The sequence below is a fragment of the Acinetobacter sp. 25-47-130 genome (assembly GCF_056779705.1).
This window is the reverse complement of sequence record NZ_JBWYII010000007.1, coordinates 72,923-87,387: the sequence shown is the minus strand read 5'-3', so window position 1 is coordinate 87,387 and position 14,465 is coordinate 72,923. Positions and strand designations below refer to the sequence as shown.

At 38.3% G+C, this 14,465-nt stretch carries 11 protein-coding genes and 1 riboswitch; of the genes, 2 read left to right on the top strand and 9 right to left on the bottom strand.

The window, feature by feature from the left end; genetic code table 11:
- Positions 1-150: 150 nt before the first annotated feature.
- The gene (locus AC1M83_RS09830) at positions 151-1,953 is read right to left on the bottom strand and encodes an acyl-CoA dehydrogenase C-terminal domain-containing protein (RefSeq protein ID WP_481590552.1); all 1,803 of its coding nucleotides are present in this window, start codon (positions 1,951-1,953) and stop codon (positions 151-153) included.
- Positions 1,954-2,263: 310 nt separating this feature from the next.
- Complete coding sequence (locus tag AC1M83_RS09825; RefSeq protein WP_481590551.1) at positions 2,264-2,890, bottom strand: hypothetical protein; 627 nt, start codon at positions 2,888-2,890, stop codon at positions 2,264-2,266.
- 133 nt (positions 2,891-3,023) lie between these two features.
- Between AC1M83_RS09825 and baeS the strand changes: the two genes are divergently transcribed.
- Together baeS and AC1M83_RS09815 are read left to right on the top strand one after the other, a co-directional pair.
- A complete protein-coding gene (baeS, locus tag AC1M83_RS09820) occupies positions 3,024-4,685 on the top strand; it encodes a sensor histidine kinase efflux regulator BaeS (RefSeq protein WP_035265564.1) in 1,662 nt (553 codons plus the stop codon).
- 18 nt (positions 4,686-4,703) lie between these two features.
- A complete protein-coding gene (locus AC1M83_RS09815; RefSeq protein ID WP_092767563.1) occupies positions 4,704-5,390 on the top strand; it encodes a response regulator in 687 nt (228 codons plus the stop codon).
- A gap of 777 nt (positions 5,391-6,167) precedes the next feature.
- On the opposite strand, the gene AC1M83_RS09810 is transcribed toward AC1M83_RS09815, so the two are convergent.
- The 7 genes from AC1M83_RS09810 to AC1M83_RS09780 form a co-directional block, all read right to left on the bottom strand.
- Positions 6,168-7,082, bottom strand: coding sequence for an NADP-dependent oxidoreductase (locus AC1M83_RS09810; protein ID WP_481590550.1), 915 nt, complete (start codon positions 7,080-7,082; stop codon positions 6,168-6,170).
- A gap of 191 nt (positions 7,083-7,273) precedes the next feature.
- Positions 7,274-7,648 (bottom strand): MmcQ/YjbR family DNA-binding protein, encoded by a 375-nt coding sequence (locus AC1M83_RS09805; protein ID WP_092767559.1) that lies wholly within the window; start codon positions 7,646-7,648, stop codon positions 7,274-7,276.
- A 69-nt stretch (positions 7,649-7,717) separates the two neighbouring features.
- Positions 7,718-9,163 carry a protein adenylyltransferase SelO gene (locus AC1M83_RS09800; protein ID WP_481590549.1) on the bottom strand — a complete coding sequence of 482 codons (1,446 nt, stop codon included), beginning with the start codon at positions 9,161-9,163 and terminating at the stop codon, positions 7,718-7,720.
- A gap of 149 nt (positions 9,164-9,312) precedes the next feature.
- Positions 9,313-10,479 carry an acyl-CoA desaturase gene (locus tag AC1M83_RS09795; RefSeq protein ID WP_035265557.1) on the bottom strand — a complete coding sequence of 389 codons (1,167 nt, stop codon included), beginning with the start codon at positions 10,477-10,479 and terminating at the stop codon, positions 9,313-9,315.
- Between the two features lie 230 nt (positions 10,480-10,709).
- Entirely contained in the window at positions 10,710-11,423 is a 714-nt protein-coding gene (locus tag AC1M83_RS09790; protein ID WP_180028285.1) for a glycerophosphodiester phosphodiesterase, read from the bottom strand.
- A 138-nt stretch (positions 11,424-11,561) separates the two neighbouring features.
- Entirely contained in the window at positions 11,562-12,146 is a 585-nt protein-coding gene (locus AC1M83_RS09785; protein WP_035265549.1) for a cob(I)yrinic acid a,c-diamide adenosyltransferase, read from the bottom strand.
- 96 nt (positions 12,147-12,242) lie between these two features.
- Positions 12,243-14,081, bottom strand: coding sequence for a TonB-dependent receptor plug domain-containing protein (locus tag AC1M83_RS09780; RefSeq protein WP_481590548.1), 1,839 nt, complete (start codon positions 14,079-14,081; stop codon positions 12,243-12,245).
- 37 nt (positions 14,082-14,118) lie between these two features.
- A riboswitch (cobalamin riboswitch) is annotated at positions 14,119-14,334 on the bottom strand.
- Between the last annotated feature and the right edge of the window lie 131 nt (positions 14,335-14,465).

Genomic DNA, 14,465 nt, shown 5'->3' with positions numbered 1-14,465 from the left:
TTTAAATATCTTTAGTTCTTAGCAGTCTATCGAAGCATATTAGGACTTGTTAGACGACTAAAGGTTAATATCTCGAATTTATTTATAAAGAAAAAGGACGGCCAAATCTATGACTGTCCTTTTTCTTTTACACATATTTAATATGGATCATTAGAATGCAAAATGTTCAGCATCTAAAGTCATTAATGGCTCTAATCCACCTGCAATTACGTCAACATGTGAGCGAACGCGTGGAAGGATCTTCTTGAAGTAGAAGCGAGCTGTCGTGATTTTCGCATTGTAGAAGTCAACTTCAGTTGAACCTGCTGCAAGTTGTTGTTGAGCAACTTGAGCCATGCGAGCCCATAAGAATGCTAGCGTTACATAACCAGAGAAGTATAGGTAATCTACTGCAGCAGCACCGACTTCATCAGGGTTTTGCATCGCGCGCATACCGATCTGCATGGTTAAATCACCCCATTCTTTGTTGAGTTCAGCCAAAGGTTCAATAAACTCTTTCAAGTCTGTATTATCTTTGTTTGCTTCAGCAAATTTGTGAATGATTTTGGTGAAATCTTTCAACATCGCACCTTGAGTTTGCAGTACTTTACGACCTAACAAATCAAGTGCCTGAATTTCAGTGGTACCTTCATATAAGCAAGCAATACGTGTATCACGAACAATTTGCTCCATACCATGCTCTGAAATGAAGCCGTGACCACCAAATACTTGTACGCCTTTGTTTGCAGCTTCATAACCAACTTCAGTTAAGAATGCTTTAGCAATTGGCGTTAATAATGACAGAATGTTATCTGCAAATTTACGTTCTTCTTCAGTCGCGCCTTTCTCAACGATATCAGCATAGTGAGCAAGGTAGTACACTAGAGCTCGCCCACCTTCAGCAAATGCTTTTTGTGTTAAGATTAAGTTGCGAACTGCTGGATGCACAATAATAGGATCTGCTTCTTTTTCAGGTGCTTTAGGACCAGAAAGTGAACGCATTGCTAAACGATCTTTCGCATATGCCAAAGCACCTTGGAAAGATGATTCAGCAGCAGACAAACCTTGTACAGCTGTACCAATACGTGCAGTGTTCATGAAGGTGAACATTGCATTCAGACCACGGTTTTCAGGGCCAATCAAGTAACCTGTTGCACGATCAAAATTGATCACACATGTTGCGTTACCATGGATACCCATTTTATGTTCAATCGAACCACAACGAACAGCGTTGCGCTCGCCAACTTCACCATCAGCAGTTAAGTTAAACTTAGGTACGATGAATAATGAGATCCCTTTTGTTCCCTTAGGAGCACCTGGTAAACGCGCAAGAACGATGTGAACAATGTTGTCCGCCATGTCATGCTCACCAGCGGAAATAAAGATTTTCTCACCTGAAATTGCAAAACTACCATCTGCATTAGGTTCAGCTTTTGTGCGGATAATACCAAGGTCAGAACCCGCATGAGATTCTGTTAAACACATGGTACCTGTCCACTCACCTGAAATCAGTTTTGGTAAGTAAGTATTTTTTTGCTCTTCCGTACCATGGTGCTCAATTGTACGAACTGCACCATGAGATAGACCTGGGTACATACCCCATGCCCAGTTCGAAGAGCCGATCATTTCAGAAATGATAATGCCTAAAGAGTTTGGTAAACCTTGACCACCATATTGTTCTTCAGCAGCTAAAGATGGAAATCCTAATTCTACATATTTTTTATATGCTTCTTTGAAGCCTGTTGGAGTAGTAACTACACCATCATTCCAAGTACAACCTTCGCGGTCACCTACTTGGTTGAGTGGAGATAATTCGTTTTCACAGAAATCTGCAGCAGCTTCTAAATATTGATCAACCAACTCACGGCTTACGTTTTCTTGGAATGCAGGGAGTTTTGAAAAGTGTTCTTCAGCATTTAATAATTCATGCAAAACGAATTGCATATCACGTAAGGGCGCTTTGTATTGTGGCATATCGGGTTCCTCAATACTGGTTAAACCAGATTTATAATCCTAATAAAAAATGTCGTGTCATCTACGACACCTATTTTGTTCTATTACATCGTGCAATAAGTTATTGCTTGGTACAAGTTTTATAGCCATATTCTGTGTGACTGTAAAGTCAAAGAAAAAATATTAATTTTGGCTAAGTGTTTAGAGTATAAAGTTTTTTCGTGAATTATATGTGAACAGAATAGTCAAAAACGTAATAAGTTATGACATAAAAAAAGGCGCAACATGCGCCTTTTTAATATTCAATCACTTAGTAGTGAGTTGAATTGAATTATGCGGATTTTTTTAAGTCTGGTTTAACGAGTGGTTGATTTGGTTTGAAATAAACTTTACATACACCGTTGATAGTCTGTTCACCCACTTTGATTTGAACTTTTTTACCGTCAGTTTGTCCATTGCATGCTTGAAGTTTTGCATTTTGACTAACTTGCTGTTGCATCAAACGTTGATCAAATTTTTGAACAAGCTCAGCACGTTTGGCATCTGTGAGCGGTTCACCTTTTTGTGAACGGTTAGCTTGGGCCGAAGTTGGCTTTTCAGCTTTAAATTGGGCACGTGCTTGCTCATGCATTTTTTTCATATCAGCACGATCCGCTATGAAACGGATATGACAAGTACCATCAATATTTTGTTTATCAGTTTTGATTTGAACAGTTTGACCTACAGCTTTGCCGTCGCATGCTTGACGAATTTGCTGCATCATCGCTTTACGGTCAGCACGCGCTTGTTTGAATAGCTCGCGTTGTTCAGGTGTTAAACGTTCTTTATGATGATGTTTTTTATCATAGTGACCCTTTTTAACTTCTTGAGGTGCTTGAGTTGTTGTTTGACATGCTGTAAGTGCGCCCATACTGATTAAGCCAGTGGTCACCAATACAATTTTGTTCATCGCTTTCATTATGTTTATCCCCAAAGTTGTTTGGATTCGGTATAGGTAAAGATTAAATAATAAAGATGAAGAAACAATGGAGAGTTTTTTGAATCAGTGTTAGATACAATACTGAAAAACGAAGAAATAATGTGAGTTCAATTTGAATATACGTCGCGTACCAATCGCACTACGCTTATTTTTTACAGTACTGTTAACGACATTGCTCATTACGACGGTTAGCTTAAGTGTGCTGCATTGGACGATGCAAAAAAACTTCACCAAATATGTAGCTGATGTAGAAATGCAAAAGCTTGATCATCTGATCGATAATTTAGCGGGCGTATTCTCTGTTTATCAAGATTGGGGCAATGCCGTTCAAGCTCAGATTTTACAAATTGAAGGTGAAGCTGCACCCGATGATTATGATCGACTATCACGTTGGTGGTTACGTCGCCAATATGATATTGCATTGCAACAGCGTTATTTCAAAGAGCATACATTAATTAGCGAAATTGAGTCACAAAGAACGCAAACTATTAGTCCAGAAGAACTGAAAGTCTTAGAAGAAAATTTACCTTCTGCATTTCAGCCATTTGAAGGATTGCGTTTCCCATTAAGTTCAAATCAGAATCAGACAAGAACCACGAACAGTTCTGATAAATCACATGAAAATAAGCTTTCTAGTTTGAGAACTTCTGAATACCAGCAGGGCAAGAAACTATTTATATCTATGTCTGATCACTTGGGTTTAAGTTCTAGACTTTCCTTATATGATGCAAAACAACAGTTTATCTTGGGTGAACCATCAGAGAATATGGTGTCGTATCGACCGATCACAGTTGATGGAAATATTGTGGGGTATCTCGGGCTAAGACCTGTTTTAGATCAAGATGATGCTTTAAGTATTAATTTTTTTAGCAATCAAAAGCGTTATTTATTTTTAATATATATTCTGACATTTATTTCGAGTTTGGTTGCTGCCTTATTATTAGCAACTTATTTTAGAAAGCCAATTCAACGCTTATTAAATGCAACACGAGAATTAACCAAAGGGAATTTTCAGCATCAGGTGAAAGTAAATCGTAACGATGAGCTTGGCGATCTTTCGACTGAAATTAATCAGTTAGCTGTGATTCTAGATCAGCATGAAAATTCTAGAAAGCAGTGGGTTGCAGACACTTCGCATGAGTTAAAAACGCCGCTGGCTGTTTTGCAAGCACAAATTGAAGCAATGCAAGATGGAATACGTAAACCAACGCCTGAACATTTTGCTTCAATGTTGGCACAAGTTTCGAGTCTGAAAAAATTAACACAAGATTTGGCTGCGTTAGCACAAGCTGAAGCACAACAACTCAATTTTGATTTCAATGAAATTGACCCTTGGAGTGTCGTGTTAAATGAGATTGAAAATTTCAAACCTAAATTTGAACAAGCCGATCTCACGATTAGCGCAGAGGGGCATGGAACGAAATTACAATTAGATGTAGATCGTTTTAAACAAATTATGGTCAACTTACTCGGTAATACTATTCGCTATACGGAAGCCGGTGGAAGAATTCATGTGCATACGATCGAAAACGATAAGACTTGGTCGGTGATTGTTGACGATAGCCCATTAGGTCTTACTGATGAGCAATTGGCTCATTTAGGTGAGCGTTTCTATCGAGCGGATGATTCTAGAACACGTAGTACTGGCGGAACTGGATTAGGTCTAGCATTATCGTGCAAAATTGCACAAGGCATGAAGGGCTCCTTGAAGTTTGACCACTCACCATTGGGTGGATTGCGCTGCATCCTTACATTTCCAAAGAAATCGTTTTAAATTGAAGAAGGGTGACATATGAAACATGTGATGCTGGTTGAAGATGAAGTAGAACTTGCTCAATTGGTGCGAGATTATCTTGAAGCAGCTGGCTTTGAAGTCAGTATGTTTCACGATGGTCAAGAGGCTTATGATAGCTTTTTACAACGTAAACCAAGTCTAATGGTTTTAGATTTGATGGTACCTCGTATGGATGGTCTCACGATCACCCGTAAAGTCCGTGAGCAGTCTGATTTGCCTATTATCATGGTGACAGCACGTACGGAAGAGATTGATCGTGTACTTGGTTTGAATATGGGGGCGGATGATTATGTGTGTAAGCCATTTAGCCCTAAAGAGTTAGTTGCGCGTGTCCAAGCAGTTTTGCGACGTTTAGATCGTAAAGCCGAACCTGAAGAAAATAATTTATTCCGTATGGACAAAGGTCAACAACGAATTTGGTATCAAAACAAATCTTTAAATTTGACACCTACAGAGTTTCGACTTCTTGAATTATTTTTAGAGCATGTAGGTCAGGTGTACTCTCGTGCGCAATTATTGGATCATATCAACCCAGACAGTTTTGAAGTGGCAGATCGTGTGATTGATAGCCATATCAAAAACTTGCGCCGTAAAATCTCGGATGCCGCGGAAACAGGTAATCGCCATGAATGGGTTCAAGCTGTTTATGGGGTGGGATATCGTTTCGAATATCCTGAAGATTAAGTAAAACTGAATGGTGATACAAAAGCGAACAGTACATGATGTTCGCTTTTTTTATGCTGAAAAAAAGAATTTGAATAAAAAAATGAATTTGGAAATTCGACCAGAACGAGACGAGGATATACAGGGTATTGCCGAACTCACTAAAAAAGCATTTGAGAAGGTGGAATATGCGAGTCACACAGCGCATTTTATTGTAAATGCTTTAAGAAAGCGGTAGCAGCTCATCCTATCCTTGGTTGCAGTTGATCATTCAGTCAAAGAAAAATTTAGTTTAGTGAGTCATGTTGCTGTCTCGTCAGTGAAATTATCAAATGCAGATACGGACTGGCACGGTTTCGGGTCTGTATTTTTAATACCTAATGCACAGAATAGAGGTGTGGGAAAAGCTTTGATGAGAAAGCTTTGTCTGAGTTAAAGTTGAAAGGCGCATGTGGATGTGTATTGTAAGGTGATCCAAATATTATCAACAATTTGGTTTCGCACCACAGTCAAACTTGGTTCTTGCCAATGTCTCTCCTAATTTTTTCAGGCGATCAGTTTTACACAGTGTTAACCTCAATCAAAGATTTTTTGTGCTCAAATATTTGAAATTATTAGATAATTTAAGATGTTAATTTAAATATAATTATTCACGAATTATTTTGCGTTGATTAAATCAATATTGAAGAACAATAAATAAACTAATCATAAGTTATCTATAACGAAGATGAGCAGTTTTATGATCATCTTCGTGTTTATAAAAATGTGTAGTTAAAAAAAATTAAATCAGATGGATCACTAGATTTTTACGATGATTTTACCGGTGACATGACCAAATTCACTTTTATTATGTGCTTTTGCCATGTCATGGAATTCAAAAACTTCATCAATTATAGGTTGGATATGCCCCCCTAAAATAAGGTCGTGAATTTCATCACTGTGGTTTTCCAAAACATCAACTGCGAAAATAAATTTTCGATCAAATTTACTTTTGGAAAAATGGGCAGATTCATCACCGAGTAAAGAGACAAGCAAGCCTTGTTGCTTGAGAAGCTCCCAAGATTCGATTTGTGTTTTAGCTCCAATACTATCCAAAATGAGGTCATATCTTTCTTGTATCTGATTCAATGAAGTATTGGTGTAATCAATGACGTGATTTGCTCCTAAGCTTTTAACGAATTCAATTTTTTTGGGTGAAACGGTTGTTGTAATATCCGCACCAAGATATTTTGCAATTTGAATTGCAGCAATTCCGACACCCCCAGCACCAGCGTGAATCAATACTTTCTGTCCTTTTTTTAATTTGCCTAATGTCACCAAAACATTATAAGCAACCTGTGTATTTGTAGGTAAAGCAGCCGCTTGTTCAAAACTCATAGATTCTGGAATATGGTGAGCTTGAGAGACATCCATGGAAACGAACTTGGCATAGGCATGATCTGCTTTACCATACACACGATCACCGACTCGAATGTTTTTTACATGGGCAGGAACTTGCTTTACAACCCCAGCAATTTCAAAGCCTAGAATGTTTGGGAACTCAAGCGGAAATAAGTCTTGGAATAGACCATTTCTTAATTTCCAATCGAAAGGATTAATTCCAATTGCTTTGTTCTCAATGAGTAGTTGATCTGTTGATGGTGTAGGTTCAGGAATTTGAGTGATTTCTAAGACATCTGCATCACCGTATTGTTTTATTTGAATTGCTTTCATGTATATTTTCAACAAATGGAAGAAGAGAAGAAAATCTTAAAATTGATCAGTGAGGGGTTACAGATTCAATTTTGAAAAAGACTGTTCTATGAATTGCTTAAAAAGATGAACTTTTATTCAAATGTGTGAAAAAAATGAGTGGATAAAATGTATCGTGAAGCACGATAGGCATGGATCGTTGCGCAATATCGTTATTCTGCAATTGAACCTAAAAGTGCAATTCTTTTTTGATCTATTTTTCTAAGCTTCGATATCACAAGATTATAGGAGTTAGAGATCAAATCTTTGAGAAGCTCTTCATCCAATTCAGATTCATCATAGATTGAAACCCAGTGTCGTTTATTCATGTGCCATCCAGATCGAATATAAGGATAAATATCTTTCAACATATGTCCATGATCTGGTTCAACTTTTAAATTAATCGCAGCTTTGCCTTGTAAATGAAATGCGAGCAAAAAGACTTTATCCATAATTTTATAAACATCACATCCCTCACCAAACGGTTGACTGACAGTGACTTCAGGAAGTTTTAAAGCTTGTGATGCTGCCAATTGATGTAAATGCATAGTCAAAACGAATGGGTATTGTGGATAATGATTAAATTATCCACAGAATGAGAGAGGTCTGTGAATAACTTATGATGAACAACTGACTTGAATTTCAGGGACGTCGCTAGCTAAAGGGTCTAAGTCTTCTGGTTGTTCAAGATGTTCTTGTTTGGTGTATGGTGTTTGAAGAAGTTTGAACAAGCGATCAACTTCAGAGAAATCATCACGTTCAGCAAGTTCAATTGCTTTCTGTGCCATATGGTTTCGTAGAACGTAGTGTGGATTGGCTGTTAACATCGCTTGATCGAGATCGTCAGTGTCTTGATTTTCCCGTATTGAGAGATATTGGTGAAGAAACCGCTCAAATGCGATACGATCAAGGCAATCATCTTTGATTTGTTCATACGCTTTATTCTGTAAACGAATAAAACTTTGGGTGTAATCAAGTTGTTCTGTTTGTAAAATATGTAGAAAAGCCATACCACAATCAAAGCTATCTTTATGAAAACTTGGTAATCCCATTTTTTGACTTAAACCAAGTTTATAGTGTTCCAGGAACGTTGGTTCATAGTGTTCTAAACAGTAAGACAAGTCTTGTTTCCATTGCTCTCGATCATAATTTTCAGGACAAAGATGAATGAGACTATTTAACCAAGTCCATAAATTCCAGTGCCCGATACTCGGTTGGTTCTGATACGTATAGCGTCCTTGGTAATCAGAATGATTGTTGATCCAATTAGGACGGAAACGCTCCATAAAACCATAAGGTCCGAAATCTAAAGTTGAGCCGGTAATATTCAGGTTGTCAGTATTCATGACCCCGTGCGCAAAACCAATCAGTTGCCACTTGGCGATCATGATCGCAGTACGTTGAATGACTTGAGTTGCAAAAGAAAGAACAGGTTGTTCTGTCTCCAAACATTCAGGGTAGTGCCATTCAATGCACTTTTGCGTAAATTCTTGCAGTAGATCTGGCTGAAATTGATTAATCCATTCAAAGTGACCCAAGCGAATATGTGTCTCGCACGTACGCAACATCATCGCGCCACGTTCAAGTTTTTCTCGTTGTACACCTTGATCTGATGATACAAAACCAATCGCATTACTGGATTGAACACCTAGGGCATTGAGGGCGTGTCCAGCCAAATATTCACGAATAACGGAACGTAACACTGCACGACCATCGCCTCTCCGAGAATAGGGGGTAGAGCCAGCACCTTTAAGATGTAAATCGACCGTGTTGTTATTTTGATCTAGAATTTGAGCAATGAGTAAACCGCGACCGTCACCAAGCTGTCCAGCCCATTGTCCAAATTGGTGACCCGCGTATACCATCGCCAAAGGTTCAAACTCAGCAAAAGTTTTTTGCCCGCTACAGATTTCTACCCAGTTCATTTTATCTTCTTGAGTCCACAGTAACTCATCTGCAAGTGCTTCATTAAAATGACCAGGTTTAGCCCCTTTTAGAGGAAGAGGTTGTTGATGATGATACAGTCGAGCGGGTAGTGTGTTATAGCGAGAATTGAACTGCATATAATTTTTCAAAATGTGATGAACAACTTTGACTATAGCAAAATTCAATACATAAAACTGTGACTGCTACAATGGAAATAGTATCGAAAAAAATAAAAAAAGCCCCGATCAACGGAGCTTTGGAGTAACTGAAGAGTCTCTTGAATGAGTTATTCAGATACTGGTGATTTCTTTAAATTACGAACCAATAAGTTCAATGTCTCTCTATGATGAGATAAACGTTGTTCAACCAATTGGAATTCAACTTTCAGTTTACTATCCATTAGGTGAATTTTTTCAGCAACAGCTGCTTTTTTGGCATTAATTTCTTGCTCTTTAAGCTTCGCCCAATCATTTAAAGTTTGCGTAAATGCTTCATATTCTTGAGCAATTTTTGTTTTAACTGTCACGATATCATCATTCACGTTATGGCCGTAAACAGCGAGATCTTGTTGGGCATATTTAAACTTCATTGCAAGCTCAGCTTTTTTAATATTAAAGCTTGGAATACGTCGTAAGTTTTTTGCTAGACCTAGTTTTGAACACGTCCAGATCAACCATTTAGTTGGGTCGTATTGCCACCATTTTACGCCATTGCGATAGTCGTATTGGAAGATATGATGGTAGTTATGATAACCCTCACCCCAAGTCGCAATAGCAAGAACGAAGTTGTCACGTGCAGTATTTTCATCTGTGTACGGACGTTTGCCCCACATATGGCATAGTGAGTTGATAAAGAAAGTCACATGATGGCTTAAAATTAAGCGCATTAAACCACCCAACAATAACACTCCCCAGACATCACCAACTGCCCATCCAATAGGAAGAAGAATAGCGGCATGAACGACAATCACGAGAGGGATGTAATATTTATCTTGGAACATGACAATTTTGTCAGCCAATAAATCAGGGGCGTTTTTGTAATTTGCTTCAGCTGCTGGATAGTTGCGTAGCATCCAACCGATGTGCGCGTACCAGAAGCCATTGTTAATTGAGTAGGGATCTTTTTCTACATCATCAACATGACGATGATGGGTACGGTGACCTGAGGCCCAATACAAAATGCTGTTTTGTACAGCAAAGGTTCCCATAATCATTAAAATGATTTTGAGTGGTACAGTCGCTTCATAAGCACGATGTGCCCATAAGCGGTGATAACCTGCGGTAATGCCAAGACTGCTCAGACCCAACAGCGCAAACATGCTGATCCACGCAGCAAGCGAGAAATCATGATGATAAGCATAAAGTGGAATCGCAATAACGGCGACAATAGGTAAAAACACCAATGCAAATACTGCAATCCAGTTGATTGGGGCTTTGGGTAGGGGAGCATTCATCTCCAACAGCACTCCTAGAACCTTTAATAGGTTAAAACTAAATCCACTCACAAATTTGTGAGGTTAGACTCGTTAATACTAACATGGGCGAACATGTGTTCACTAGCATTATTGTACAGTTGTATTGTTTAAACCGTAACAGAATACATCATTGTATAAATTCGACTTTGGACGAATTTCAGAAAATAAATTAGAAAAAATAATCAAATAAGTTTTTGAATTTGAAAATATTATAGGTGAGACATCATTAACTTGGGATAATCAGTAATTAAGCCTTGAACTCCTAAATCCTTGAGCTGTTTCGCACGATCTATATGATTGACTGTCCAAATACTAATATTTAAATTTGCGGAAAGTGTGGAGGCAATGATCTCATTTGTAGCAAGTTCGTTCATCCAACCAATTTGACAACATTCAAATTTCAAAGCTTGATCAATGGCTGCATGCTTTATATCGGTTTCAACCAGTAATCCACGCTTAAACCTTGATTTTTGCTGTTGAAGGGCTTGATGAATTTTAGGATCGAAACTGGTGATAATGGCGGAATCTTCAAAGCCTATTAATTGTTGATCTAAGGCTTCGACAATCTTTTCTGCGGCCTTCATCGATTCTACAGCTTTGACCTCAACTTCAATATGATTAAAATTATGAATAATTTTGAGGGTTTGATCGAGTAGAGGCGTAGCTTCGACTTTATTCCATTCAGACCACGTTACGGCATGATTATACTGCGCTAAATCTTGCTCATCACATTCGTATAAATGTTTAGCTTGGCCTGTAGTACGAATAAAGTCATCATCATGCATCACGATCAGAGCATTATCTTTGAGTTGACGAACGTCAAATTCTACAGCACGGATACCAATATCTTGAATATATTGAAATCCACCGAGGGTGTTTTCAGGTGCTTCCCCACGCGCACCACGATGACCAATTATTTTCATAAAACACCCTGAAATTTCAGGGTGATTTTAGTGCTAAATCATGAATGAAATATGACGATTTTTAATCAAAATTTTGATTAAAAAAGCATTTTAAGTGGATGGGGCAATCAACATGCAGACCTTTTTACACTTTTAAGGTCAGGCCTCAATCGTCTCATTGATATTCTTTTGCCAAAGCACTTCTGAGCCACCTTCAGCACGTTGTAAGGTACGAGATGCGACGAATAACCAATCAGATAAGCGGTTCAAAAGTTGCAATGATGTGGCTTGGATATTTTGATCACGTTGATGAACAGACATCACGCTACGTTCAGCTCTACGGCAGACAGCACGTGCTTGATGAGCAAAACTGCAGACTAATGTACCAGCTGGCAAAATAAAGTCTTTTAGCATGGGTAATGCTTCGTTCATACGATCAATATCATTTTCTAAAAATTCAATACATACTGGTTGAACCAAGTTAAAGCCCGGGATACATACTTCACCGCCTAAATCAAATAACCAATGTTGAATCAGACTGAGTGATTTATCCCATTGAGCTTTGTCTTCAATGCTACTTAAAGCAATGTGCGAACGTAATACACCAATGGTCGCATTGAGTTCATCGACATCACCTAACGCATCGATACGTAAATCATCTTTAGGTACACGTGAACCATCGCCTAGTCCGGTAGTGCCCGTATCTCCCGTGCGGGTATAAATTTTACTTAAACGGTGACCCATGAGGTTTCCTTTAAATTTTTTTAAGTGCTAGATATGAAAAGAATCATGCCATAGGCATGACATGATTCTCAAAAGTATTTATGAGTCAAAGAATGCTTAGTATCTGAATGTCACACCAGCAGAAGCTAAACGTCCACCATTGACATAATATTGCTCACCAGCACTGTGAACAGTTTTATAGTTCACATCACCAACGTTTTCAATATTGGTAAACAGTTTTACATGCGGGTTAAGGTTCCAGAATGCATTTAAGTCTACTCGAGCATATCCTGGAATATCTTGGCTAAAATCCTTTGCTTTTGATTTGGCAACGAGCGAAGCACTTAAACCATAATTTGCATTTTGTAAACCTGCTGAAACAGTAACTGATTGACGAGGACGACGTAATAACTCAGTATTTTTTTCAGTATCTTCAGTTTTGATATATGTATAGCCTGCATTGATAAAGTACTGATCATTTGTCCACTGTGCTGTCAATTCACCGCCTGTCATTTGTGCTTTATCAACGTTTTGGTTTTGGTGAGTTGGGAACGTATTCACCCAATCGCCATCACAAGTACTGACGCAGATTGAATTAATTAGATTATCAACTTTGGTATAGAAAGCAGAAGCACCCAATGAAATATTAAGTGGGAGTTTTTGATCAATACCAATTTCATAAGAAATGCTTTCTTCTGGCTTAAGTTGTTCATTACCACCATAGGCATATAGATCATTTAATGTAGGTGCTTTAAATGCAGTGCCAATATTGGTGTAAATACTTGTTGTAGGAAGCAATTGGTATCTGAGTGCACCCTGCATGACTGTGTGTGAACCAAACTTTTCATTGTCTTCTAAGCGGATGCCAGCTTGCGTACTCAAGCCATCGGCTTGATATTGATGCTGAATATAATAACCTGTTGAATTAATATCTTCGTTTAATGCATCGGTTTTAGCTTCAGTATTACGTTGGGTCACACCAACTAGAATATTTTGGGCTGGTACAAAATTCCATTTGCTATAAAGCTCAGCCTCTTGAGTTGTACTGTGTACAAAACTATTAGAAGTTACTTGCTCCAAATCATCTTTAAATTGGGATAAACGTGCATGAACTTCAAGCTGATCAGTTGGGTTAATGCGTCCCTTTGCATTTATGATTTCATTTTCAAAATCTTGACTTGAGAATGTACCCCAGTTGTTGTATTCCCCATTTCCTGAGTTCTGACTGAAATCTAAAGATGCAGCATAACGTTTTTGATCTATACCAAACTTGGCACTATAACCTTTTTGATCAAAGCTATAGTTACGTTTATCATTCATATTAAATACTGGCGTACCGTCAGTTTCTAATATTTGACCTCGAACTTGTGCATAGATGCCATTTTCAGCTAAATCTGCGCCAACAATCGATTTATAGGTGTTATTTTCACCAATTTCACCTGTAATAAAAGCTGTAGTTTTTTCTGGTGTGCGCGTGACAAATTGAACCACCCCTCCAATTGCATCAGTTCCATAAAGTACAGATGCTGGACCTTTTAGAACTTCAATTTGTTTAAGATCGGTGGTGTCTAAAAATGGAATCGAGGCAGCACCAGTTGTCGCTGTATTTAAGCGGACGCCGTCACGTAGCACTAGAGTTTGATTTGAATTCGTGCCTCGTAAAAAAATTGAAGTTTGTTGACCGTAACCGCCAGATTGAACCACGTTAATGCTAGGATCTGTTTTAAGTAGGTCTGGCAGAGCTTTAATTGGTGACTGTTCGAGAATCTGTGGCTGGATAATTGAAATACGTGCAGGTACGTTTTCAAGCTTTTCTTCTGAGCGAGTAGCTGTGATTACAATAGTTTCTAAAGTTGCATTAGAAGTTGTTTGTTCTTGAGCAAAAACTGATGTAGTAAAACCCATCGCAATAGCGATTGCACCAACCAAAGCTGTTGGTTGACATTGAATAGACATAACATGCTCCATACATTCACTTCCCCGTGAATGATTGAGTGGAAGAACACAACAAGCAGGTATCCGGACTCAAATGTAGTAACTGGATTACTTACATTTCCACCTTCCCACATATGACATGCAGTGGTGTAAATCTCTAAAAATCAGAAATCTATTGAGAAATGCTTTTCATTTTTTACCGTTGCGGGGGCAGTGTTGGATTTTCACCAACTTCCCTAAAGCGATTGCTTTGACTTGTTGCAATTTGAGCGCAGTATAAAGAGCGCTTCTCATTTAAACAATCTTCACACCGAATATTCTGAGTGAACTTTACGCAAGATGAAAAAATTGCTTTACAATGAAGCGCCCAAAAATGATAGATCGGCTATGATGAGGGTGGATTAG